Raw genomic sequence first — 25,334 nt, forward strand, 5'->3', positions numbered from 1 at the left:
GTTTTATTGCTTAACCCATTTTATCGCATCTGCATAAACTGTTCGAAGGTCACATTCATCTGTTAATGAAATACTTCCTCCTTCTTCGTTGAAATAATAGGACCCCAGGTAATTCCAGCCGGGTTCCGCATTGGATATATTGTAATTGATATTGTCTTCGCCATCGGCATGCTTGATGATGTAGTGATAGAAATACTGCTTTCCATTGCTATCATTACCACTATATGCGTCTTGATTTTTTCCTTTCATATAGGTGTAGAGATCATAGAATCCTGCTTCCTTTATTTCTGGTGTCCAGCTAGCCACTTTTTCACCACTGCCCGAGCGGGTAAAGTGTGCCGATCGTATGACAGTCCCGAAATACTCAGAACCCGTTGTGGCTAACCATTTGGAATAAGGCCGATCCCATTCCCCATAGTATTTTTGTTCAGTAGTTTTTCGACTGTCCAGATAGGCTTTTAAATAAGTAGGTTTTATGGGACTGAAGCTGCTGAAATTTTCATCTTCATTATCCACAATGACTTCTGTAAATGCCAACTCTTTATCTTCTGTAGCCAGCCTTTCACCCTCAAACATAGTAGCATTTTCACGCTTGCTTAATGTCCCGAATGGCATGGTGATTTTAGAAGGTATGTTTCGGGAGATTAAAGTGTTAATGGTGATATTATTCGGTTTTTCATCCAAAATGAAGCCTAACTCTTTTGTTTCTCCCTTTTTAATTAAGGAAAGCTGTCCTTCAACTTCAGTTTCCGTTTCCTCATTCACTTTCCCTCTATAAAATTCGCCATCGCTATTATCTTTATTGTCAAAGATTATCTCAATCACTCCATCATTATCACCACTGTTTTTAATTTTGGTCAATATTTGATAACGCTTTCTATCCCCATCCAAAATTTCATATTTCTGAAGTTCTAAAATCTCAAATGCTGGCTGCGATGTCTCAGAATAGACTTTTTGAATAATTGGATCAATATCCAAATTGAATTCATTCAAAAGTGCTGTTCTGAGATCCTCATAATGGGTCAACTGGTGGTTATGTGCACTGATCCATTCATAGAGAAAAGCTTTTAAATTGGGTTCTCCCACTAGTTGTCCAAGATAAGAGAAGAGGTATTCGCTCTTCAATTCAATAGACTTCTGGATTTTATTGAATTCTGCCTCTGATACAATCTCGTTCAGGGAGGATTCTCGCATCAAGTCGTTGCATTCTTCCGTAAAGGAAATCCCATTTCTGTTTCTGGAGAAATCTCTTTGAGCCTGCTTTTCATTCACCAGATAGTTAGCAATGCTCCGGTTTAGCAGTCCCCATTCTTCACTGACAAAACCAGTATTGTAGGTATAGTAATTGGGAAAAATCGAGTAGTCAGCATCATCTTGGTTATAGCCGTCAAAAGTGTAGTTGGCTCCAATCTGCTTGGTGATTACTCTTTTAATGAGATCATTGAATACGTTGGCCTGCTTCTGTTTATCTGTTAAAGTCTGATTTTGGGACTTTGCCTGATTATTCATATCCCGCAATTGCATTCTGAGATCTAACTGCCGGATATCACCTCCTTTTTCGGGCCAAAAGACGGTTTCCGGCTGTAAATAGGCCTGATGTGTTTCGTACACTTTTGTGTAGGCTGAAAATTGAAGTGGAGTTTCTACAAATTGTAGCCTTTTGAAAGGGTAGGAAATTTTTTGTGCATCTTCATATTCATTGGAAAGATCGGTAATGAGTGAACTCAAAGTATCTGGAAGTTGATCAAGGTGATCCGCAAAAAAATCATGGTCACGGTAATGATATATCGCATACTCAATGGAATCTACCATGATTTCTTTTTTCACATAATCGCCTACTGCAAGGGAAATTTGCGAAAGGGGATATTCTGGCTGGAATTCATAAGTATTGTCCTTTACTACTGATTCACCTTGAGAAATGGCCATCTGCCCCTCATGTGTTTTCACTTTCAATTGAAAATCTATGAAGGATAATCTTTCTTGCTTAGGAGTTTTAGGACTATATCCAATTTGAGTATCAGGATACCACATGACGTCTTTGGTGAGCAGCACATAGTCAGATTGCAGAAAGGCATATTTCTTTTGCAGAGAGAAAGTGAAATATTCTAAAGGCGATTCATATCGTTCTTCATCAACTTCCAAATGTGCAGCTGATTCCTGAATAGTACCGCTATACTTCAGCTCTACATTCATTTCCTGTGCTGGTGCCAGGCTAAATCCTTTTGTGATAGAAACAATATGCAGAGTTTTTTCTGCTGAAACAGATTGTCCATTCACTAGCACCTCATCGATTTTTAGCCCCGGATTTAGGCTGAAGTAGATTTGATTGAGGGTTTCAGTCGTATTGTTTTTTACGAGCATTGCTGAATTCCCCATGATTTCATTTTCTGAGAGCTCCAAATCGATGGAATGGGAAAGAATGCTAATGTTGGGTTCCTCTGCCCACTGTCCGTTGAGGCTAACCATTTGCGCTCTTAATTCTATCGGATCTTGACGCATATCCCATAATCTTAGCATGATAATGGAAGAAAATGCCAAAACTGCTAATCCAATTGCTCCTGTTAAAATCTTGGTCGTTTTGTGGCTTGAAAGTCGATCCAATAAAAAGGCAGTCATAAATAAAAAGGCAATGCCCAAGATGAAATAAAATGACCGTTGGATTAGCGCAAATTCCATGTCTTGGAAACCGGCAATATCAGAAGTGAACATGGGCAATCGGAACCCCACGAAATCCAAAATATTGGAAAACTGATCGAAATAGTAGATCAACTGCACCCCGGCTAGTCCTAATAGCAATACAATGCTAATGGGCTGGTTCTTTAAAATGGTCACCAGTAGGAACGATATTCCCGTGGTAAACATAATGGTGGGCATGCTGGTCAGCAAAGGATACAGAACGTAAGTCAGTGGCTCGAATGTGGTGTAGGGGCTGGTAATATTGAAGATCAGCGAAATCGAAACGAAAATCAGGTTTAACAGAAAGAAAAGCTTAAATAATGCTAGTGCTTTCCCTAACACATAATCTAAATTGCTAATGGGGCGCACAAAAAAGACCTCATTGGTATCCACTTTTTTATCTTTCTTAATCAAGCCAGTGGCCAAAAACACCACAGCCGCTGCTTGTGGAATGCTGATCAGCACCAAACTGGCATAAGGCATCATCCAACTATTGGATAGGAAGGCCCATCTTGGTACATCTGCCTCAGAAAAAACGGCAATATTAAAAATAGTCAAGAAGCCTATACCGGCTATGGCTAATATTCTGAAAAACCAATTTCTCCAAAGCACTTTCGCCTCAAATCGGGAGATGGTCAAAATGTTTTTGATTGAAATCATACCAGTGATACGCCTAGTTGGTTTTCCATAAAATATACATAAGCATGCTCCAGGTTAGGATTCGCATGAGTCGCTTTAGGATGCGGTGAATTTTCAGCAATCAGTTGCACTTCCCACTTTCCATCGATAGGAATGGTAGAAACCACGGAATATTCCGTTTTGATTTTGTTGAATTCTTCATCGTTTAGATTGACTTGCCATACATGCCCTCGAACTTTTTCTATCATCCCTTCTGGAGATCCTTTAAAAGCCACTTCTCCCTTATTGAGCATGGCCATATTATGGCAGGTACTGCTGATATCGCCCACAATATGAGTGGAAAGAATAATGGTCACATCTTTTTGACTTAAATCAGATAAGATGTTTCGAAAACGAATTCTTTCTTCCGGATCTAGGCCAGTGGTAGGTTCATCAATCACCAATAACCTCGGTTCGCCAATTAGTGCCTGGGCTATTCCCAGCCTGCGTTTCATCCCTCCGGAAAGTTTGTTGGCCAATCTTTCACGCACATCCAAGAGGCCAACCTGGTCCAACAGTTGATCTACTTTGATGATTCGCTCCTTCTTTTTGAGCGAGGTGGATAATTGGGCAGCATAATCCAGGAACTCCCAGGTCTTAAGCTTTGAGAAAAAGGTAAAATCCTGAGGAAGATAGCCTATGCGAGTACGGATTTTTTGTCGGTGCTCATTAATATCCATACCGTCCATTAGGATGGTGCCGGATGTAGCTTGCTGTGCGGTCACCAAAATGCGCATAAAGCTAGATTTACCAGCGCCATTAGGGCCTAGCAAACCGAACATTCCGCTGCCGATTTCCAGATTTACATCTTTTATAGCAGTATAGCCATTCGGATAGGTCTTCGTGAGTCCTGTAATTTGTATATTCATAGGGCTTGAAAGTTGATAGCTTTAGGTTGTAGCCGGTATTTCGTTTTAATGGATATCAGTAAGAAGCTGCAACTGCTTTTTTGTTGCAGCTCCTATTAATTTGTAGGTTTAATGCACAATTAGTCTACCGCTTGACAACCTGCTACTTTCATCTTTTTTGATTTGAATTTCACTTGTGCCAATTAAGTGCAAATAGGAGTCATTGGTCATAGACGCTTTCACAATTTTGATGGGCTCATTTGTCACTACTTCTGCTTCGTCAATTATTGCATTGAGCGTGTCAACCTCAACATCTTGTAAATTGAAATAAGCAGAATTCTGGATATTTAGATTAATCGTAGCTATTTCATTGCTTGCATTCACCCTAATCCAGCCAGCATTCTGCTGAATATCTAAGCTTTCCTGTTGCAGGTCATATATGTATAGGCTAGCATTATCAACTCTCAAGCCTTTAAAGTTCGATTTTGACACATAAATCGATATATCTAAGGCTTGTTTTTTCTCCAAATCCATGGATTTTATACTTAGTGTATCACCCTCTAGATCATATTTCAGATATTGAAGTACATCTCCCGAAACACTTTTTATTTCTATTCCTGGTTTATTGGAGCCGTGAAGCGCAATTCGATGGCCAATATCCACAAGTTTAAGGTACTGCACCGATTTAATGTCAACAGTTTCCGAAATACTATTGCTATCATCTAAGCGGTTCAAATCCCCTTTCAAGCGCATTTCAGTAAATGCCACAATCATATAAAGGAATAAGAAACCGAAGAGGCCGATCAATATTTTATTGCTTAGTTTCATAACGATCAGTTAATTTTTTCAATATGTTTTTTCAATTCAGTGGCGCTAATGCCTAATAGCTGCGCTTGCTTCAAGAATTCAGGCAATATCTGCTTAAAGAATTCTTCTCTTTTGCTCTCCAAAATAATTTTAGGGGCATTTTCATTGACGAAATAGCCAATGCCTCTTTGGTTTTCGATAATATTCATAGCTTGTAGTTCACTGTAAGTTCTCATAATCGTATTCGGATTTACCCCCATTTCAGCTGCTAATTCTCGCACTGAGGGGATTTTCTTGCCTGCAGGAAATTCACCATTCACCACCTTGTCGGTAATGCTGTCCGCTATCTGCAGAAATATGCTTTTGCCGTTTTGAAATTCCATTTTATACCTCCCTTTCTTTTAATTTTCTGTAGGCCACAAATAGTATCACCAGATTGGCGATGATGGCAAAAGTGCCAAAAAATTGCATTGCGCCCTTTTCACTACTCGGTATCAACCACATGCTCTCATTAGGTTGGTATTTTCCTACCCCAAAAGGCTCCACTATGATATAGAGACAAGCCGCATAAAAAATGACAATTATAGCCACTGCAAAAAGTGTTTTAACCAATGGTTGTTTGCTGAACATGGCCCCGCCCGTAAAAGGCAAAACAAAGCCTAACATCACCAATGCTATGATCATGGTCATAAACCAGGATTGAAATTCCTGTATGGAATCAGGGAATTCCAAATCTGTAGCCATTCCAAATCCAATGCTTTCAAATTTTTCAGGGCTGAACAGATTGAAGAAATAGCCTTGAAAGTGAAAAGTCAGCCAAAATAGCCCCGGGAGCAGAATGACGACTATGCTTAATCTGGTGATCAATTCAAATAGAAACTTTTCCAGCACCGAGCTGGGCAGCATCAAATAATTGATGGTGCTTTCTTTACTTCTAAAGGCCGGGAAAGAATAACCGGTATAGAGAATACCAAATACGGCTACAAAACCGATAATAAACCCTCTGAACATTTCCAGATCATGTGGTTCCCGGTCATTGCCCATTTGCACAATAGTAAGCAGTAGGAATATAACCCCTACATAAGCGATGGACGCAAAGAACAACAGCTTCTGGTTTTGGATATAATGCTGTTTGGCCAACATTATAAACCTTTTGAGATTGAATATATTATTGGACATATTTTTTCAGTTTTTCGTGGCCATTGGCAATGGCGTTAAACAATAACTCTATATCAACATTGGAATTTCCGTTTTCCTGTGGAGTAATGACCCGAAAACCGCCCGGCACCATTTCGCTATACAAAATATGCTCGCCTTCAGCGGATGAAACCGTGGAGAAATTCAGCTGTGAGCCAATTTCATAAAGGTCTTTCTGCATAATGAATTTGCCATTATCCAGCATCAATACCTTATCAATCAAATTTTCTACATCTTTCACCTGATGAGTAGAAATGATGACCAACTGATCTTCATCCAAAGAACCCGCCAATACTTTACGGAAAATAGATTTTGAAGGAATATCCAGTCCGTTTGTAGGCTCATCGAGCACCAACAAGTGGCATTTGGTAGCCAGCGCAAAAGAAATCAAGAATTTTTTCTTCTGCCCGTAAGAAAGCTTTTGCAAGCTTTTGGTTTCCGGTAGTTCAAAATCCTTGATCAAGCGAAGGAGCAAATCCTTATCAAATCGAGGATAAAAACCAGCATTGGCTTTCACATAATTATTGATGGAAATAGGAGGGAGATGAAACTCCTCCGAAACAAAAAAGACATCCTGTAAAAGAGAAGGCTGCCTCTTTGAAGGTTCGTGCCCCAAAATAGAAATATCACCCTTGTCAGGAAATAACAAACCGATCATGAGCTTGAGCAAGGTGGTTTTCCCTGCTCCGTTTTTACCCAAAAGGCCGACTATGCTGCCCGTTTGCAACTCGCAGTCCAGCTCATTAAAGAGCGGTTGCTGCTTTTTAGCGTAATTAAAAGTTAGATTTTTTATTGCAATCATTATTACTGATTTAGTGTACTACTTAACTAATACAGTACAATAGTAAAGCATTGATTTTAAATATGCAAGAGAAAGGGGGAAAAAGTTGAGCCCCCTAACCCGCCAATTGGCAGGGAGTTGGAAGTAGGAAGTTGGAAGTGAAGATACCACTTAGGTCAGTACCGAAGGTCAGACCGGCAATAGATTAAGGTTGGAAGTAGGATGATGGATGTTGGGTGAGGGTGCGTCAGGCTATGTCAGTACCGAAGGTCGGACATTGAGCATTGTGAGGAGTTCGAAGATTACAGTTAGAGGTACAAAGCCAGAAGTTGGAACTAGGATGATGGGTGAGGGATGTGCGGTGTGAGTCATTAGGCATTGGTGTTTTCTAGAAGGGCTGACTGATGGCGTATCTATAAGTTTATTCTTTTCATTTTCTATAGGGAGTAAGTACCTTTGCTCTCCGCTATAGTAAAATAATTTGCAGCTTACAATTTCAAGTGCGGTCATGAAAAACTTTATATCTATTGTATTCCTTCTATTGTTCATAAATGCAAGTTGCACAGACAAAGAGGTCAATCCCAAGGAGCTAAATTCTTATGCGCTATTGCGTTCTACAACAAGTACAACCAAAGAAGTGGTTTCTTTAGACGAAGAGGAGAAATCGGTCACTTTAAGGTCTAAGTTTGTTGGCACCACTACTCGTGTTGGAAATTTACTTTATGTATTTGATTATTGGAATCTTGAGGTCATTGATTTAAATAAGATGGAATCTATAGACTTTAAAGAGTATACCTCAATTCCTGATAGTGTTGACCAGCTTAGGCAAATTGTAGCCACCAGCGATCACCTGATTGTAGCTTTTCAAAATTTTTCTACTGCTGTTATTTCTTTAGTGGTTCTTGATATCAATTCGCTTGAGCAAACCCAAATAATAAATCTTGATCTGGAAACAGAGTTCTACAGCATGGCTTCTATTGGCAATAGAGTGTTTTTTTCTTCACCATCAGGCCTATATTCTATTGATGTTAGGGAAGAAACTTCGGCTACTCTGGTATCAGATGACTTCTTTGGTTTTCCTGTTTTCAAGGTACTGGATGATGATAATTTGTTGATGGTAACTTCTGATAAGCTATACGAGCTTTCTGCATCAAATGATAATATCACAGAAATCGGCACTTTTAGTAACGGCCTTTTTATTTCGGATCCTCAAAACTCTTCTGTAGCTTTTGATAATAAAAATGCTACCGTATATCATGCAATTAGTGTTCCACAACCCTCACCCTATTCTTACTATCTGTCGCAATATGATATCAGCACGCAAGAAAGCACAGCATTAGTTGAATCAACTTTTTCTGAAGAGTTAGAGGTCTATGCGGATGGCTTACGATCATTAATTTTTGATATGCAGATGAATCAAATTGTCTTAGCTGGCCGAACGAAGGTTCAAGTATTCAATACTGATGGCAGTTTGTCTCAAGAATTTGATTTTAGTGATCGCTCTGTAGAGGTCGTCACTGTGTTTTGAAATAGTTATTATAGAACTGCAATGGCTTCGGATAGTCTTGTTTGCTCAGCTACAGGAATGAAATTCCTAGCGCCTGAGCTATGGAAATTTTATCACTTACATAACTTATTCAAGCAACATTCTTTTTTCTTGCAATCTAGAAGCTTTACCTATAATTAGGGAACTTATGAAAAATACTACAAATCCATTGATCCAAATAAAATTTTGATCTGTGAGTGTGGGAAGGAGGACAAAAATGCGGGCCAGACGAGGATGTGGGAGGAAGCATATTTTTGTCTTGAATTTTTATTTCTTTTTGTTCAAGCAAAAAGGAAAAAATAGAAACTACAAAATTTAATTTGGTTTTTGATTTTAATAAATAGATTCTAAAACCTCGAAATTTGTAAAAAGCCTTTTAATTGAGGGTTTTTTAGATGATAGTATTCTATGAAAAGACCACCTAATTCAGATTAGATCCTATTTTGAAGGTGTTTTTTATTTATCAAAAGAAGCTTAATTAATCTGCGATGTAAATAGAGGTGATTGCTTTTAGCTAGAAAAGCATCAATTCCAATGAACAAACTGTTCTAAACGCTTTCCTACGTTCAATATTTACCAAAAACTGGACATAGTACCGAATTCTGTCCCGTGTTTGAACATGTTTTTACCTTATGTTCAATATTTTGAAAAATCTGGACATTAAATCGATTCTCAAGAAAGAAAATTTTAAATTTAGTATGCTTAAAGCTATTACTAAACTTGAAAATAAGAGCCTACATACCTTCAGACCAAGCAGCCGTCCTTCAACTATTTAATTGGAATACACCGTAATATTTTGATGAAACGGAAAGAGCAGGATTAGTTCATTACCTGGATAATGAAACGGAAGATTACTTTGTAGTAGAGGATGATGGAGAAATAGTAGGAGCGGGCGGTATTAACTACGAACCGCAATCCAAAGCAGCTGTAATTTCCTGGGATATAATCAAACCCACTGAACACGGCAAAGGAATAGGCAGGAAATTAACCCAACATAGAATTCAGCATATCAATACAAAGCCTGATATTAAAAAGATCATTGTTAGAACCTCCCAGCATACTGACAAATTTTACGAAAAGATGGGCTTTAAACTCCTTAAGGTTAAAAAAGACTATTGGGCTGAGGGTTTTGATTTGTATTGGATGGAGCTACTTAATAAAAAATAGAATCATATAGGGATTTACATCATAAATTTGATTGGAATGCAGGGGATTTTATTTCCTGTTCGCTTCTGGGAATACCATAATTTGAAGCAATAGTACTCCAATTTTCAACTGCATTTTTTACCTGATTTATAATAGTTGTTGCTGTTTTTCTATCTAACCGAAAATACTCATGGACTTCCATAGCCAAATCGGTATCTAAAGCATTATCATCTTCGGAAATATTTAATTTTAAACCTGTTCCGGTTTCCACGGGATTAATATCGAATGCTGGAGATAAATGCCAACCTTCATTAGATAATAGGAATCCATGATTTCTTAAATGGTCATCGGTATTGGAAATACAAATATTGAAAACAATTCTTCTCCAAAGTTCCTGTAGATCTTCTGACACATTAGCACCATGAGTTGTGATAAAGTCAACCAACTCCAAATAGCTTGCTCCTGTAGAGGCATCGGCTCCATCCGTATAGCCTAATTGCGTCATGGCCGAGGTGAAATGAATTCGTTCTCCCGTACTGCTTCTGTCAAATCTTTTTGTCAAAAATGTATGATGATGACTGGAGAATTTTTGGGCTTTACATTCCGACATATTGATACCTGCAGTCTTGGCCAAATCATAGGTTACCATTTCCCATGCGCCTAGATTGTGATCATCATTTTTGCTAGGAAATTTAGCAATCCATAGATGATGATTTGTATCTAACACACTTGCTTTAGGTCTTGCACCACCTAAGGAAGAGCCAGGATTAACGAGCATGTTTAACCATTTCAAATATTCTGGGTCGTTAATAGCGTCCTCTTTTTCAAGCTTTAAGCTTACTTCCTCTAACTCTCGGATAGAAGTCCATGGAGGACTGGCCTGCCTTTCGTCATCATTTAAAAATGGGCCGCTTGGATCAAGTTTAAATCGAAGTCCACCCATACGGTGTTCATCATAAACTCCTAATAAATAATCGGTTTCGAATAATTTAGTTGCTTTTCTATTTTCTGATCTTGCTTTGGCAGCCTCTCTTCTTTGTATTAATACTCTTCCCCATCGGTCAGGCGAAGAATCAAGAAATAAGCCGAAATTAAATTTTTCTTCATCATTCAAATATTGAGGACCTGAATACAGTTGCAGATCAGGATCTAAATTGTGCGCAAAGCCTGATGACAACCATTCCTTGTGATATTCGAAAAAGAAGATTTCTTTCCCTCTTAATAGTTCAGCGGTTAAAACACCCATTAGCTTTGGACCTTTTACCTCTTTCCAGTCTGCATATACATATAAGTCTCTTTTTGACATCACGCTTTCTTTTTAGGGGCTCTTTCTTTGGTTGACAAACCAGCATCTTGTAGTTTTCTTCCCAGTATATCATCTTTAGCAAGCATTAAGAAATCCTTTTCAAGACCTAGAACTTTTAAAACATTAAGGTAATGCCCTATACTAACCGATGCTTTGCCCTTTTCAATTGAAATAAGTGTATTCCTCCCAATGCCAGCCCGTTCTGCGACCATTTGCCCGCTAAGCTTTCGTCTTAGCCTTGCTAGCTTTATTTGCTCGCCTACATTAGCTAGAATTTCCTGATTTTTTGGAAGTAATATAGCTTTCTTATTATTCATAATGTTTAATATAATAAACAATTATACTATATTTTGTTTGAAATAACAAACATTATGATTTACTGTGTTTTAGTTTAATGCATTTTATTCGTTTATTTGACTTATTGAAAGACTGCGCATTTTCGACCAAGACCTAGATGCTAAAGACGTTTTTAAAATTAAATTCTATATTTACGTCTTCGGTTAGTATTGTCCTTTTCACCCTATTGTCAGACTCATTTTTTATGGACCAATTTATCACCATTGCCACCTTTCAATATCCGCATGAGGCGCACATTATCCAATCCAAATTAGAAGCTGCGGACATCAAAGTATTTCTGAAAGATGAGTTAACAGTACAGTCTCATAATTTCCTGTCGAATGCAGTAGGAGGGATAAAACTACAAGTGAGAGCAGCCGATGTACCCTTGGCGGTAGCTTTGCTGCGTGAAATGGGGGTAAATGTTGAGCCACAAGAAGAATCCGGAGGGTACTATAATTGGATAGATGCGAAAACGAATAAAATCCCTATTCTAAAGCATTGGGCGGTTGAGTTGCGAGCAATTTTTATCATTGCCTTCATTCTGATCAGTATAGTAGTGATTGGTGGAATAATCATCTCAATTGCTCAAGCTCCTACAGAAGCGGAAAAGCAGCAAATGGCGCAACAAAGGGAAGAAGAAAGAATGGAGCATTTGCTTTACGACTATCATTATCCTAAAGTAGATAGTTTACTAGAAAGCAACCCACAGCAGGCAATTAATTACAGTAAACGCCTATTAAGAACGGATTATCCTAAAAACGCTCAATTATATTCCGACATAGGATACGGATATATAGCACTGGATTCTTTTGATTTGGCCATTCGCTATATGAAAGCATCGAAAAGCTATGGTTATTCGAGGGAGGACAGATCAAGTGCAATAGCCTATTGCCATATTCAGCTGAAGGAGTATGAGGAGGCGATAGAACTATACAAGGAAAGGGCTAGTTCAAATTATAAGGCTTACTTAGCAGTTTCGGACGTATATTTGCTTCAAAAAGATTATAAGAATGCAGCAAAATATCTGACTACCTATCTTGAGAAAAGAGAAGATGCTTATTTACTAGCCTACACGGAGAAAGACTTTCAGTTACTGAAATTGAAAAGAGACAGTATTAAAAGCTTAATCAAAGAGTAAATGGAAAATGCAGAAGCCTTAGTCTGTCCTTATTGCCATTCCGATCATGTAGGGAAAAGCAAAAAGCCTTCTTCCGTCTTTGTGATCTTATTACTCTTTGTAGGCCTGCCGGTATTGAAATACAAAAAGGAATACCATTGCTACGATTGCTATCAGGATTTTAAGCTAGACTCAAAGGCCAAGAATTAAAGATCATACCTCCTAGAAATATTCTATTAAAACTACCGAATATACATTTTTCGACTAAGCCCTAAATTCTTAGGATGTATTTAAAATTAAATCCTATACATTTACAGTCCATCATTAACCAAAACCCCAAAGTCGAATTTCAAATTGTTTTTCTGGGTTTAGGTTGAAGGTGTATTGCGGATGAAGTAGCTTTTGTTGTTTTAGGCGCAGTGAATTAGGGTGTAAAGTGCATTAATGTTCTTTATACGGTTGTTAGCTGCAATTCCGTGTATAGCTAAGCCATTGACTTCGCAAGCTAATGGAACAGCAGAGAAATTAAAATATTTAACTAACAGACAATAACTGTAAAGCACTTATTTTAAACATTATAAGTAAGAGTTCATCCGAATTAAGATTAAAAAATGTCAAAGTTCACCATTGATAAATTACAGAATGTGATTGTTCAAATGAAGCTACCTGTTTCATTTGATGTTCTGGATTCTCTAACAAAAGAGAATAAGGGTAAACCTTATATGATGCAAATTGATAATATTCCAGCTAAAATTCATTTCAAAAGGATTTATGATTTCAGATATAAGGATGATTTTGAAATGGCTCCTTTTTCAAAAATGGAAGAGGATAGATCTGCCTTATTATCATATATGCAGGTCCAAGTTTGGTTTGATAAACAAATGATTGAGTCAAGTAGAATTAATAAAAAAATCATTACGATTATACCTGATCAATTTGTGGATATTGCAATTGAGTATCTAAATAAGTTTATTAATATTTATCGCAGCATAACAAATTCATTTTGGATAAGAAACGTAGTTCTTAAAGATGTTTTCAACTATCAGTATCTTTTGTTAGATACCGAAGGTCAACACCAGACAGTAACTACCTTGATCCCTAAACATCATATGATAAGATTTAATGGTGGAAAGGAATTTGAACTTGAAGAAAAACAGGAGGACATTTTACGTCACTATTTGCTTGAAGATTACTATGGTTTTAAAGACGATATAGTTTCTTCGATGTTGGACAATTTTAATTTAGGGAGATATAATTTTGCGCTAATTCAGTCCGCTACACTTTTTGAAAATTTTATATATACAGAGCTTAAGAAGAAACTAAGTAATACCAAACTTGACAAGATTAAGAAAAAACCAGAATGTGGATGTTTGGCAGGCATTTCTGAAGTATGTAGCAGAGGTATAAAGGAATATTTCGAATTTGACTTTGGTGCCACCAAAGAATGGGAAGATGTAAAAAATTATATGCTAAAGCTAAGAAATAGAATTGTTCATGGAGAGTTAATTAAAAGCATATCAAAAAATGAATGTGAAAAAGCACTGGTGGCAGTAAAAGCTAGTCAAGAGTTATTAATTGAAAAGGTATTTAATAAAAGCAGCTAACACTAAATATAGGTCATTGGGCAGATAGTGCTAAAGTTGATAATGATTACATTTAAGGAAATATGTAGGGTATTGATAGTTTGGAGTCTTGAAGTCCCCAACTCCCCATATTCTTAACGTTAAAGTCAATTTCAAATGATTAAAAAAATAATATTAAATAATTATCGCTGCTATAATAGTCATGAAATTGATTTTAAAAACCTTTCAATAGTCGTTGGTAAGAATAATGCAGGAAAATCTACTTTAATAGAATCTCTTCGTCTAATATCACTGGTAACAACTAGGTATTCAAACCTTCCATTTAAAAGTCCTCCTTCATGGACGGAGTTACCTAGAGACCATAAAGGAGTATCTCCATCTTTAAAAGGTATAGAATTTTCAAAAGAGAATCTTTTTCATCTATATAGTAACCCTCCTGCAAAAATTGAAGCTATTTTTAAAAACGAATTCAAAATCACTCTCTACATTGGCAGTGATGGTGAATTCCATGCCGTGTTATTCGATAAGCAGGGGAAAGTGATTCAATCTAAAGGTGAAGCGCGAAATGTAAAATTTCCACAGATTAATATATTGCCACAGATTGCTCCACTACAAACAAATGAAGAAACGTTAAGAGGTGATTATGTTCTTTCCAATTTGTCATCATCATTAGCTTCCAGACATTTTCGAAATCAACTAAATCAATTGAATTCTAAATACACTGAATTTAAACGAATGGCAGAAGAAACTTGGCCAGGGTTGAGAATTAGAGAGCTTCAAGGAAAAGGTCCTTTAACTGGAAACAAACTATCTCTTATGGTTCAGGATGAAACATTTGTAGCAGAAGTTGGCTGGATGGGTCACGGACTACAAATGTGGCTACAAACAGTTTGGTTTCTTGCAAGAAGTCATAAGTCATCAACTATCATATTAGATGAGCCGGATGTTTACATGCACGCTGATTTGCAAAGAAAACTTATTCGTTACCTTCGTAATAGATTTGCTCAAGTTATTGTTGCAACACATTCCATAGAAATAATGGCAGAAGTTGAACCAGATGAGATCTTAGTTATTGATCGTAATAAAGATAAATCTTCATTTGCATCTAATCTGCCAGCAGTACAAAGTATTATTCATAACATTGGAAGCATTCAGAATATTGAATTAGCAAGACTCTGGAATGCAAAGAAATTCTTAATTGTTGAAGGAAAAGATGTTTCTATTTTAAAAAGATTTCAAAACACTTTATTTCCCTTTAGTAATGAACCTCTTGATTCAATTCCTAATATGCCTTGTGGTGGATGGGGAGGATGGAATTATGTTGTTGGTTCTCAAATGTTACTAAAAAACGCAGGTGATTCCAAGATAACTGTTTATTCAATATTTGATTCGGATTACCATTCTGAAGAAGAAAAAATTAAAAGGATTAATGAAGCAAAAGCTCACAAAATTGAATTAAAAATATGGAGAAAAAAGGAGATTGAAAACTATCTCATTTCAGACTCAGCTATTTACAGATTGATTCGGAAAAGTAAATCTGTTTCTAAGACTATTACTAAAGACGATGTTACAAGAAAAATTGAAGAGTTAGTTGATTCTCTTAAAGATGATGTTATAGATGCCGTAGCAACAGAAATTAATCACAAAAAACGAAATTACACTGCGGGTAAGGCACATTCAGAAGCTCGTAACCAAATTAACCCTAAATGGGATTTAGAAAAGAGAGAACTCGTTTCTGGCAAGAAAATCTTAAAGAGACTAAATATTTGGTCACTTACTGAGTGGAAAACATCATTCAGTGCTTTAGCTATAGCTAAAGAAATAAAATTGGATGAAATTCCTGAAGAGATTAAAACAGTAATTACAAAAATAGAACAAAATAAAAGACTCTAGCAAGCTGTATAAATCATGACTGGTTGTTGGTCTATGAAGCTTTAGTGCTACTTAGTTAACCGGTCAATCCGCACCTTGATTTACGATATTGTATCATAATAAGAAAGGAGGTATAATAGTAAACCAGTCAATCCTGCGGATTGCCTCGGTAGTTAACTGAAATTTTTATACTTTTAATCAGCCACGAATTTATACAGTGGCGTTACCAGCAATTATCTGCATGACGAAGACAGTAATATCAATACTTATCTTTCTTGCTAACATCTTAATTCCGATTTGGGTGTTAAGCTTATTCCCAACACCCTGCGGATATGGACTTTGTTTGCTAATCTACTACCCGATCATTTTTACAACTGGTGGACTCAGTGCATTTCTTTATTACAAGTTTAGCAACCGACTTAAAATCAACAAGACTATATTAATTTCAATTCTCTTGGTGGTTGACGCATCAATTCTTGCTGTAGCCTATCCAAAGGGTGAGTACCACCCAATAAATCAATGGAAATCGGCACAAGTCGCATACGAACGATATGACGAACTTTTACCCGAAGATCTGTTTGAGTCTATTGAAAGCAGGAATTTCCTTTTGACTGCTGCTATTGACCATAAATTCACTATTCCTGATCATGTATTTGAACTTCACTGTTGCACCGTGGACAGTACTGGAAGCTGCGATCTAACTGTTAGCCGACTTCAATTTTACGTACTCAACGACTCAATGATAACCTCAAAACCCGATACAGTTTTGCAACTATCAAACGGTATCGTTTCAGTACATGGGACATTTGACTCGACATCACTAAACCTTCGATTTTCCACGGACAACTTCGGAACATTCAAGAAAGAATATGACAACTTTTCTTCTAATCTAGGTGAACGAGGAACTGGCATAACTGGACTATCAAAAGACACGGCTAACATCCGACTAATGATATGGAAGCAACCTGCAAAATTTGAATACAAATTCACGAAGAAATTCCAAAAATGGCTAACGGACTAAAAAGCTGGTAACAAATGCTATGAATGAATGGGGTTTTATCAGTCAGGAAATATTCGTGGGGCTTGGAAAGTCCGCCACAAGTTTTAAATTTAAATCAAGGCGTGGCTATGTGCGAGACGAGAGGTTAGTGCTTTTTAATCCCCACTCATCATAGCTGGTCGTTCCAAATCATCCCCTAAAAATCATTAATGAGGAATTTTATATTTTTATTACTTATTCTCTTCACAAGTTGCAACAGGCCTTTATACATTAAAGACCGACACTTTAAATCCGCAGAAAAAGAGTATAAAATGGATACTGATTTAAAAGTATTAGTATACAAATCTTTAGAAAGGGCATTCGTAACCGAAAAGGATATCGCTGATTACAAATTGATGTGGAAAAAACATAGGATCTACGTGTCGAACGAATATCAAGCTGAGAAAGACGACTTTAAAAGTCAAGAAGATTGGGACGAAACCGTATCCTATTTAAAACCAAATGAAGTCCCGAATGCTATTGGGGAGGTTAAGTTTTCACTGAAAAGTAAAGAAGCGCTTCAAAAAATATCAGACAGGACCTGGGAAGATTTTTTGCATGCGTCATTTAGTTTAATAAAAATCGAAGGAAATATAGCGACCATAAAAATCAATAACAGCTGGATTGTAAGTAAGCACACCAAAGACATGGCCTATTTAAGTGGGGGCGGATATACTTGCACTTATAAGAAAATTGATGACGTCTGGGAATTTCAAAGAAAAACCAGTTCATGGATTTCGTAGGGAAGACTGGCTACTGCTACCACCATCCTCCAAATGCTGGATTTTTATCTATGAGCTTTTTCAAGCAAGTCCATAAAAGATGTAGTTAGATAGATGTGGAATAATCATCCTATTATACCCATAAATGTATAAAATTACACAAGTATTACTTATTTCTTCTCTTTGCTTTTGAGAATGTAGAAAGATTGTCCTTGATCAAAATTCATTACCCTTGCGTCCATATTATTGATCATCATATTTTCTTCTTTAAATCCACAAACATCTAGTTGATCCAAAGCTATTTTAGCTGCAAATTTTAAAATTTAAAATAGTATTTAGATATTTGTCTAAATAACTAAATAAATGAATTCAATTTTTAAAGCCTTAAATGATGAAACCAGGCGTGAAATAATCGAGCTGCTCAAAGATCGGGATATGAATGCAGGACAAATTGCCGAGCGATTTAATATGAGTAAGCCTAGTATTTCGCATCATCTGGATATTCTCAAAAGGGCTGATTTAATTACCAGTGAGAAAAAAGGACAGTTTATTGAGTATTCACTCAATACTACTATACTGGAAGATTTGGTGAACTGGATTATGACCTTAAAAAAATGAACTATGAAGCTTAAAAAAGAACTACCATTAATTGCGATTGTATTATTACCGCTTGCTTATCTAGCGTTTGTATGGAATGATTTGCCTAATAGAGTACCCATGCACTGGAATTTGCAAGGGGAAGTTAACCGATATGGTGATAAAACAGAACTGGTTCTCCTTATTTTATTACTGCCTGTTCTGGTCTATTTCTTATTGTTAATTGTGCCTAAAATCGATCCTAAAAATAAGCTACAACGTATGGGAGGGAAGTATGATAGTATTCGATTTCTGGTGACCACCTTTGTTTCTATCCTTGCACTATTCATTATTTATTCGGCAAATAATGAATCTGTCACGAACCCGAACTACATCCTGTTGGGGATAGGCCTGCTTTACTTCATACTTGGGAATTACTTTAAAACGCTAAAAGCCAATTACTTTATAGGAATTAGAACTCCCTGGACTCTGGAGAACGAAGAAGTATGGAAAGCCACTCATAAGCTTGCGGGCAAGATGTGGTTTGTAGGGGGTATATTGGTGGTGTTGTCCTGTCTTATCTTCGAAAAGCAAATGAACTTTATTGTTTTTATGTCCATCACGATCATCATCAGTCTTGTACCGGTGATCTATTCTTATTTAAAATTTCGAAAGCTTAAAAATCAACTATCATGACAACGAGATGGTCATATATACTAGCAACTTTTGTTCTAAGCTTTCAAGTGAATGCTCAGGCCATTAGGCAACAAGAACCAAAAGCACCCTACAGCTATGAAGTAGAAGAAGTAGTGTTTCAAAATACGATTGACGGAATCTCACTGGCGGGCACTTTGACTTATCCTCAAAAGGGATCTGATTTTCCAGCTGTAATTCTGATTAGTGGGAGCGGCCCACAAGACAGAAATTCTGAACTGATGAATCATAAGCCATTTTTAGTAATAGCGGATCATCTTACGAAAATGGGTATAGCTGTCTTGCGGGTAGACGATAGAGGGGCTGGAGAATCTGAAGGTGATTATAATAAAAGTGCAATGAGTCATTTTGTAAAGGATACTAAAAGTGCCCTAGATTTTCTTAAAACATACAAAAAGATTCAAAGCAATCAAATCGGACTGATAGGTCATAGCTTAGGTGGGAATATAGCGCCTATTGTGGCTAGTGAAAGAGAAGATATTGCATTTATCGTCTTGTTGGCGGGTTCAGGGATTAGGGGAGACCAGTTGATGCTCTTACAAAAAGCGATGATTGAGCGAAAAATGGGAGTGCCAGAAGTATCAGTAGCACAAGCCCAAACAAATATGAAAGGAGCCTATGACATCATATTAAATTCGGATGGGAAGAAAGAAGAGCTGCAGAAACAGTTAAATGAATACTTTACCACCAAATTCGCTGGGATGATTCCTGAACAACAAGTGAAAACCATAGCAGAACAAATGTCGTGGCCATGGTTTGTAGATTTTATCAAATTTGATCCCGCTCCAGTCCTTCAAAAAGTAGATTGCCCTGTGTTGGCAATAAATGGCTCGAATGATGTGCAAGTACCAGCAGAGGAAAATTTACAGGCGATTGAAAAAGCACTAATCGCCGGAGGCAATGAAGATATTCAAACTCAGGTACTGGAAAAGCTGAACCATTTATTTCAGGAAAGTGAAACGGGTTTGCCAAATGAATACGCTACAATTCAACAGACTTTTTCACCAGTAGCACTGGAAATCATTACCGATTGGATTGAGGAAAGAACTAAGTAATAGTGTGAGCAGAAGCATAGTCATTGTATCTCCTGTTCCCGCCTTCTCGAGCGAGTTTCGAAGCATAAGGCGTTCTTTGCATTGTCCTGATTTTTACATAGAAGGTTGATCCAAAAGCTGAATTTAGGACAGTATTGATCTTAAAATTCATTATTCAGAATTGTAAGACACTACGGATTTCCATATTTCTATTGCCTCGCACTAATTCCATCTGTTTGTAAGAGCTTTCTTTAGCTAAAATCCACCTCCAAGTAGCCAAGATTTTTTTATTAACATTTTAAGTCGATAGATAACCATTTTGTGTAGGTACTCTACATTGTGTTAAATAGTGCTTGTCTCTAGCTTTGTAATAAAATTATTACAATCAAATTCAGAATCTTATGAGAACTTTTGAAATCATTTTGCTAGTGGTGGTCACTGTGCTTCCTTTCGTCAAAAGGAAAATGCTATTACAATTTCGATCCCACTATATTTTAATTTTCCTGGGCGTTTTATTTCTTCTGCATTTACTAGTGGAAGGAGCACGTTGGCAAATGTTTCCTGCCTATTTCTTGCTGCTAATAGTAGGGTGGAGAATAAAAGCAGTAGATATTTCACAACCCCCTCGTTTGAATTTTCTACGGGTCAGTGGCTATTTTATTTTCTCTCTTTTAGCCATACTAGCTTGGGTGTTGCCTATGGTTTTACCTGTTTTTGATCTGCCAGAACCAAGAGGGAGTTATGAGGTAGGTAGCAAAATAATTCATGTAAAAACCGATCGTCCAGAGGAAATCACTGAAAAGCCAGATGATAATCGGGAATTTCTATGTAAAATTTGGTATCCAAGTAACACTGATACCGATGATTTAAAGGGAGAAAGCTATCTTGACCCAAGCGGTAGAGCTGGTTTCGCAACTAAGTACGGCTTACCGGCTACTGCATTGAACTATTTGGAGCATGTCAAAACCTTCGTTTATCCAGATATCCCAGTCGCAGTGGGCAGCTTCCCGGTTTTGCTTTTTTCACATGGTTATGGTTCAAAAGCGACAGGCTATTATGCACTGCTTACTGAGCTGGCAAGTCAAGGCTATATTATCGTCAATATGAATCATACCTACGAAAGTCTAGGCGCCAGCTTCCCTGACGGTAGCCAGAAATTCTTTGACTATGATTATCAGCAAAAGATTTCTGAATGGAATGCCGAACTTATGGATCCTATGAGGAAAGCCTTTAAAGATGACATAACTTATGAAAAGAGACATCAGATAGCGGCTCCTGCCATTCGAAATTATTTCGAAAAAGATATTCAGGCACGATGGGCGAACGATATGAAATCAGTATTGAATTTATTGGAGGAATGGAATGCAAAAGGTGCTTTTGCCAATAGACTTAATTTGAATAAAATTGGTGCTTTTGGGCATTCAGTAGGAGGAGGGGCAATAGGAAGGTTGGCCATACAAGACCCAAGAATAAAAGCTGCTGCTAATTTAGATGGTATTCAATGGGGTGAGATGATCGATACGACTTATCAAATTCCTTATCTCTACATTTCTGCAGATTGGCCAGCCGATCATGAGGATATCAACTCGCATGTTTATATTAATAAAAGTACTGACTATTTTTATGAGACAAAATTGTTAAATTCTGGGCACCCTAACTTCATGGATATTCCTTTCATGGTTCCAGTCAGTGCTTTGGCGGGAACTGGCAATATTGATCCTTACGTGGGGCTGGAAATTGTGACTAAATTAGTGGGTGCTTTTTTCGATCAGCATCTACTTGAGGCTGATCAAGTAAATACTCAAAGTGTAGGAGAGCAGTTCGATTTATTAGAGATGAAAATTTACAAGGGGGATTCCATTAAGTAGTTATTGACTAGTCAGATTCCGGGAGGCACTAAGGTTAAGAGGTGCCTCTGGGGTCTGATTTTTTAGTGTTTTTGAACATTTTGACCTCGGAAAGGCAGTTGATTTACGAAAAAATTAAATTTTATTTAAGATATAAATCTGCATAAAAGCATGTTTAAATAAAATTTCATTTTATAGCTCCAGTAAGTGAATTTTGGTAATAATTAAAAAGTTCGATAAATAGTTGAAATTTTAAACAGATAATTCATATTTTGGAAAACAATTTCACCAAAATATCAAGATCTTGAGTATATCGATAAGTAAACCGTGGCTTAAATCAGCCAGTATATGTACTGTATTATTGGTAAGCTCTTCTGTGCTTCTAGCTTGGCTAATTGGAATTGAATCTATTCTAAGCCTTATTCCCAAAGCACCTACTATGAAGTTTAATACGGCTTTGCTTTTTCTTTTTATAGGGCTGGCTATAGCCTTGGTCGGCCACCAAAATAAATATCTTCATACGTTTGCCGTACTAATATCTGGAATAGTATTTATTATCAGTTTTTTAACGCTCTTCCAATATATTTTTTCTTTCAATTTTGGGATTGATAACCTATTCTTTGAAGATACAATTACGAGTACATATCCTGGTCGAATGTCGCGAGCTACTGCCTTATGTTTTCTGTTGTTATCGACAACCAAAGTATTAAGAGGAGTTAAGACAACCCATGATTTGAAATTTCTTAATTATTTGGTGACGCTGGTTGCCATTATTTCACTCCTAGTTTTTTCAACTTATCTATTACAATTTGTAACAGATAATTATGTATTGATTTTTAATTCAATGGCATTGCATACTGCCATACTATTTTTTTTAGCCTCTTTAGCTATCTCGCTCAAACATCCAGATCATAGTTATGTAGGATTCCTTACCGGTAAATATGTTGGAAATAAACAAGCAAGGAGTTTGTTGCCTTTTGTTGTGGGCTTACCAGTAATTTTAAGTGCGGCACTACTTTATTTCTTAAATTCGGGTGTGTTGGCCACAGCCTATGGAGTAACTTTATATACGGTCTGCTTTGCCGCTATCAGCATTTTCTATTTTTCCTTTATTTTCCAGAAACTCAATATATCTGATCAGGAGCGCGTAAAGCTAGAGGAAGAATTACGAGCATCAAATCAAGAGCTTTTTCAATACAAAGCAGCATTAGATGAAAGTTCTATCGTAACGATCACTGATGTAGAAGGAGCAGTGATCTACGTAAATAAAAAGTTTGAGGAGATTTCAGGCTACACAAAGGACGAGGTGATTGGTAAAACATTAGAAATAGTGAATTCAGGTCATCATGGTGATTCATTCTTTAAGAGCATGTGGAATACCATAAAAGCGGGTAATGTATGGGTGGGGGGACTGAAAAACAAAAAGAAATCTGGTGATTTTTATTGGGTGCATACAGTGATAGTGCCTCTACGGAATACGAAAGGAGAAATTGAACGCTATATTAGCATAAAACAAGATATTACACAGAAAACAATTCTATCGAATCAATACAAGAATTTAAAGTTAAGAAATAAGGAAGTAGAACAGTTTACTTATCTGGCATCACATGATTTACAAGAGCCTTTAAGGACTATGAAAAGCATGAGTGCCCTTCTAAAAAAGCGCTATGGAGCAGAGGAACTCGGAGAAGATGCAAAAATTGTAGATTTTATATCAGATTCTGCAGTAAGAATGAGCACTATGGTTAAGGGATTATTGGACTATTCGCTTATCGGTTTAGATAAAGAACCCGAAATGGTGGATACTGCAGCATTACTAGGAATAGTTAAAGAGGATATTCAAACCCTTATCGAATCAAAGGATGCCACGATAACCTGTAGGGATTTACCAAGTTTAAAAGCCTATAAGACGGAATTGCGACTGGTTTTTCAGAATCTTTTACAAAATTCCATCAAATTCAGGTCACCCGATAGAGAACTTGAAATTTCAGTTTTTGCCCGTAAAAAGAAAGAATCCTATGAATTTTGCGTTCAAGACAATGGCCTTGGGATAGATAAAGATCATTTGTCTTCGATTTTTGGTTTATTTAAACAATTACATAACAAACGTGCTTTTAAGGGTACGGGAATTGGGCTGGCTCATTGCGAAAAAATAATTCATTTGCATGGAGGTAGTATTTGGGCAGAGTCAGGGCCCGCTGAAGGAACTTCAATTTATTTTACAATACCTGTTTTTTAATATATGAAAAAAAAACTGAACTGTATATTGCTCATTGATGATGATGAGGCAACAAACTTTTTACATAAATCAATACTAGAAGAAGCTGACATTTCGGAAAAAATCATCGTCAGGGAAAATGGGGAAGAAGCTATTAATTTTTTGACAGCAAGGTTAGATGATCATAATTATCCTCAACCTGATTTGATCTTCTTGGATATTAATATGCCAGTATTGGATGGTTGGCAATTTCTTCAAAAATACAAGAAATTACCCCCTCAGGCAAAAGGGAAAATCGTACTTTTTATGTTGACAACATCTCTCAATCCTGCTGATAGGAAGAGGGCAGAAGGAGAATCGAACGTGAACGGATTCAAAACAAAGCCGTTGGATGAAGCTATGATTGATGAAATATTGAATGAATTCTATCCTGAATATTTGTAAGGTACTGTCTAAAATTTACTAAAATTTTTGGTTTAAGACGATCAAGCTTGCTCTCTAGTTCTTCAATTTTAGTTTCCAGTACTTCCACTTTATTTGCTACTTATAGTTTTTTCCTAAACCTTCTGTCGACTAGTCGTTTAAATTCGGCCCGTGTAAAGCCTATCTCTTTCCCTTGCATGATCAACTTAAATTTTTCATTTAGGCTTTCGTCCTAATTCCTGTAATTATTGCCAGAAATCTCTTGATCTCTCTCACTATTGAAAAGGCTTTAGTTTTCGTAGTCGCACAGGCTGTGCTTAGATAATCCGGTTCTTTTAGCGGCTTTAGATGGTTTACTAATTAAAATTTCTGATTTTATTATCACTCCGGTAAAATAAGAGTGTCCGATCCTATTATTGCATCATGAAGTATAACACAAGAAGAAGTTGTGAGTGAAGAAGGGGGTTCTAAGCCTTGAGGGCAATGAGGCCATTTCATTATCAGTTTAATTTCATCACTTCATAGAATAAATAGTTCATGATTTATGGTTTAAAAAGATGATTAAGAACGATCAAGTTTGGCTAGTGAGTGAATCGAATCCAAAGCCGGATAATTATATTGCAATTTTTTGCGTGGATGCCAAAAGTAAAAAGGACAGATTAGGGTTTACTGTTTATCCTAATTCTAAGGAGGCAATGGGTAGGGCAAAATATCTTCAAGTAAAATATGCAGCTAAGCAGATTAGGCTTTTTTATCCCAATAGCGTAAGTATTATTATCAAAACTAGTATTCAAACTCATCAAAAAAACCTACCAAAATCCAACTTTTAGGACATCGACTTTAGAAGTAAGCCTAACAGTTATTT

24 protein-coding genes and 1 pseudogene are annotated in these 25,334 nt (G+C 36.9%); 15 read left to right on the forward strand and 10 right to left on the reverse strand.

Annotated elements, in window-relative coordinates; genetic code table 11:
- Nucleotides 1-3: 3 nt before the first annotated feature.
- From B9Y84_RS16805 to B9Y84_RS16830, 6 genes are all read right to left on the reverse strand, one after another.
- Nucleotides 4-3,336, reverse strand: a complete 3,333-nt coding sequence (locus tag B9Y84_RS16805) for a golvesin C-terminal-like domain-containing protein (protein WP_085518561.1) — start codon at nucleotides 3,334-3,336, stop codon at nucleotides 4-6.
- On the reverse strand, nucleotides 3,333-4,223 hold the full coding sequence (locus B9Y84_RS16810; protein WP_085518562.1) for an ABC transporter ATP-binding protein: 891 nt from the start codon (nucleotides 4,221-4,223) through the stop codon (nucleotides 3,333-3,335). Before B9Y84_RS16810 ends, B9Y84_RS16805 begins: the two co-directional genes overlap by 4 nt.
- A gap of 108 nt (nucleotides 4,224-4,331) precedes the next feature.
- Nucleotides 4,332-5,030 carry a hypothetical protein gene (locus tag B9Y84_RS16815; RefSeq protein ID WP_085518563.1) on the reverse strand — a complete coding sequence of 233 codons (699 nt, stop codon included), beginning with the start codon at nucleotides 5,028-5,030 and terminating at the stop codon, nucleotides 4,332-4,334.
- A 5-nt stretch (nucleotides 5,031-5,035) separates the two neighbouring features.
- Nucleotides 5,036-5,392, reverse strand: a complete 357-nt coding sequence (locus tag B9Y84_RS16820; RefSeq protein ID WP_085518564.1) for a GntR family transcriptional regulator — start codon at nucleotides 5,390-5,392, stop codon at nucleotides 5,036-5,038.
- Between the two features lies 1 nt (nucleotide 5,393).
- Entirely contained in the window at nucleotides 5,394-6,188 is a 795-nt protein-coding gene (locus tag B9Y84_RS16825; protein WP_085518565.1) for a hypothetical protein, read from the reverse strand.
- Complete coding sequence (locus B9Y84_RS16830; RefSeq protein ID WP_085518566.1) at nucleotides 6,178-7,008, reverse strand: ABC transporter ATP-binding protein; 831 nt, start codon at nucleotides 7,006-7,008, stop codon at nucleotides 6,178-6,180. Before B9Y84_RS16830 ends, B9Y84_RS16825 begins: the two co-directional genes overlap by 11 nt.
- A 487-nt stretch (nucleotides 7,009-7,495) precedes the next feature.
- On the opposite strand from B9Y84_RS16830, the gene B9Y84_RS16835 reads away from it, so the two are divergent.
- Both B9Y84_RS16835 and B9Y84_RS20885 read left to right on the forward strand, forming a co-directional pair.
- A complete protein-coding gene (locus B9Y84_RS16835; protein WP_085518567.1) occupies nucleotides 7,496-8,515 on the forward strand; it encodes a hypothetical protein in 1,020 nt (339 codons plus the stop codon).
- An 846-nt stretch (nucleotides 8,516-9,361) separates the two neighbouring features.
- Nucleotides 9,362-9,700 (forward strand): annotated as a pseudogene (locus B9Y84_RS20885) (GNAT family N-acetyltransferase); the annotation flags it as partial.
- 19 nt (nucleotides 9,701-9,719) lie between these two features.
- Here the strand turns inward: B9Y84_RS20885 and B9Y84_RS16845 are convergent.
- Nucleotides 9,720-10,985 carry a type II toxin-antitoxin system HipA family toxin gene (locus B9Y84_RS16845; RefSeq protein WP_245830876.1) on the reverse strand — a complete coding sequence of 422 codons (1,266 nt, stop codon included), beginning with the start codon at nucleotides 10,983-10,985 and terminating at the stop codon, nucleotides 9,720-9,722.
- Nucleotides 10,985-11,302, reverse strand: coding sequence for a helix-turn-helix domain-containing protein (locus B9Y84_RS16850; protein ID WP_085518568.1), 318 nt, complete (start codon nucleotides 11,300-11,302; stop codon nucleotides 10,985-10,987). The genes B9Y84_RS16845 and B9Y84_RS16850 overlap by 1 nt, the downstream gene beginning before the upstream one ends.
- A 224-nt stretch (nucleotides 11,303-11,526) precedes the next feature.
- On the opposite strand from B9Y84_RS16850, the gene B9Y84_RS16855 reads away from it, so the two are divergent.
- The 6 genes from B9Y84_RS16855 to B9Y84_RS16880 all read left to right on the forward strand — a co-directional run bounded on the left by B9Y84_RS16855 (nucleotide 11,527) and on the right by B9Y84_RS16880 (nucleotide 17,678).
- Entirely contained in the window at nucleotides 11,527-12,462 is a 936-nt protein-coding gene (locus tag B9Y84_RS16855) for a putative signal transducing protein (protein WP_176223822.1), read from the forward strand.
- Nucleotides 12,463-12,651 carry a hypothetical protein gene (locus B9Y84_RS16860; protein ID WP_085518570.1) on the forward strand — a complete coding sequence of 63 codons (189 nt, stop codon included), beginning with the start codon at nucleotides 12,463-12,465 and terminating at the stop codon, nucleotides 12,649-12,651. It begins immediately after the preceding gene.
- Nucleotides 12,652-13,052: 401 nt separating this feature from the next.
- A complete protein-coding gene (locus B9Y84_RS16865; protein WP_085518571.1) occupies nucleotides 13,053-14,045 on the forward strand; it encodes a hypothetical protein in 993 nt (330 codons plus the stop codon).
- Nucleotides 14,046-14,180: 135 nt separating this feature from the next.
- Nucleotides 14,181-15,917: an ATP-dependent nuclease gene (locus B9Y84_RS16870; protein ID WP_085518572.1), complete on the forward strand. Its 1,737-nt coding sequence runs from the start codon at nucleotides 14,181-14,183 to the stop codon at nucleotides 15,915-15,917.
- Nucleotides 15,918-16,137: 220 nt separating this feature from the next.
- Nucleotides 16,138-16,917, forward strand: a complete 780-nt coding sequence (locus tag B9Y84_RS16875) for a hypothetical protein (RefSeq protein WP_085518573.1) — start codon at nucleotides 16,138-16,140, stop codon at nucleotides 16,915-16,917.
- 188 nt (nucleotides 16,918-17,105) lie between these two features.
- Complete coding sequence (locus tag B9Y84_RS16880) at nucleotides 17,106-17,678, forward strand: hypothetical protein (RefSeq protein ID WP_139828076.1); 573 nt, start codon at nucleotides 17,106-17,108, stop codon at nucleotides 17,676-17,678.
- A gap of 149 nt (nucleotides 17,679-17,827) precedes the next feature.
- Here the strand turns inward: B9Y84_RS16880 and B9Y84_RS20945 are convergent, their stop codons facing one another.
- Entirely contained in the window at nucleotides 17,828-17,953 is a 126-nt protein-coding gene (locus B9Y84_RS20945) for a hypothetical protein (protein ID WP_262494125.1), read from the reverse strand.
- 67 nt (nucleotides 17,954-18,020) lie between these two features.
- Here B9Y84_RS20945 and B9Y84_RS16885 point away from each other — a divergent pair, with 67 nt between their 5' ends.
- Genes B9Y84_RS16885 through B9Y84_RS16895 form a run of 3 tightly spaced genes read left to right on the forward strand, consistent with a single transcriptional unit; the run spans nucleotide 18,021 to nucleotide 20,002 of the window.
- Nucleotides 18,021-18,275, forward strand: coding sequence for an autorepressor SdpR family transcription factor (locus B9Y84_RS16885; RefSeq protein WP_085518575.1), 255 nt, complete (start codon nucleotides 18,021-18,023; stop codon nucleotides 18,273-18,275).
- A 3-nt stretch (nucleotides 18,276-18,278) separates the two neighbouring features.
- Nucleotides 18,279-18,929 (forward strand): SdpI family protein, encoded by a 651-nt coding sequence (locus B9Y84_RS16890; RefSeq protein ID WP_085518576.1) that lies wholly within the window; start codon nucleotides 18,279-18,281, stop codon nucleotides 18,927-18,929.
- Nucleotides 18,926-20,002, forward strand: coding sequence for an alpha/beta hydrolase family protein (locus tag B9Y84_RS16895; RefSeq protein ID WP_085518577.1), 1,077 nt, complete (start codon nucleotides 18,926-18,928; stop codon nucleotides 20,000-20,002). The genes B9Y84_RS16890 and B9Y84_RS16895 overlap by 4 nt, the downstream gene beginning before the upstream one ends.
- Here the strand turns inward: B9Y84_RS16895 and B9Y84_RS20660 are convergent.
- Nucleotides 19,995-20,153 (reverse strand): hypothetical protein, encoded by a 159-nt coding sequence (locus tag B9Y84_RS20660; protein WP_176223823.1) that lies wholly within the window; start codon nucleotides 20,151-20,153, stop codon nucleotides 19,995-19,997. The genes B9Y84_RS16895 and B9Y84_RS20660 overlap by 8 nt on opposite strands.
- A gap of 229 nt (nucleotides 20,154-20,382) precedes the next feature.
- Between B9Y84_RS20660 and B9Y84_RS16900 the strand changes: the two genes are divergently transcribed.
- The 4 genes from B9Y84_RS16900 to B9Y84_RS16915 all read left to right on the forward strand — a co-directional run bounded on the left by B9Y84_RS16900 (nucleotide 20,383) and on the right by B9Y84_RS16915 (nucleotide 25,299).
- On the forward strand, nucleotides 20,383-21,849 hold the full coding sequence (locus tag B9Y84_RS16900) for an alpha/beta hydrolase family protein (RefSeq protein ID WP_085518578.1): 1,467 nt from the start codon (nucleotides 20,383-20,385) through the stop codon (nucleotides 21,847-21,849).
- A gap of 418 nt (nucleotides 21,850-22,267) precedes the next feature.
- On the forward strand, nucleotides 22,268-24,067 hold the full coding sequence (locus tag B9Y84_RS16905) for a sensor histidine kinase (RefSeq protein ID WP_085518579.1): 1,800 nt from the start codon (nucleotides 22,268-22,270) through the stop codon (nucleotides 24,065-24,067).
- Between the two features lie 3 nt (nucleotides 24,068-24,070).
- Nucleotides 24,071-24,490 carry a response regulator gene (locus B9Y84_RS16910; protein WP_085518580.1) on the forward strand — a complete coding sequence of 140 codons (420 nt, stop codon included), beginning with the start codon at nucleotides 24,071-24,073 and terminating at the stop codon, nucleotides 24,488-24,490.
- Nucleotides 24,491-25,026: 536 nt separating this feature from the next.
- Complete coding sequence (locus tag B9Y84_RS16915) at nucleotides 25,027-25,299, forward strand: hypothetical protein (protein ID WP_085518581.1); 273 nt, start codon at nucleotides 25,027-25,029, stop codon at nucleotides 25,297-25,299.
- Nucleotides 25,300-25,334 lie beyond the last annotated feature (35 nt).

Origin of the sequence: Marivirga sericea (assembly GCF_900177665.1) — a bacterium.
Taxonomy (GTDB): domain Bacteria; phylum Bacteroidota; class Bacteroidia; order Cytophagales; family Cyclobacteriaceae; genus Marivirga; species Marivirga sericea.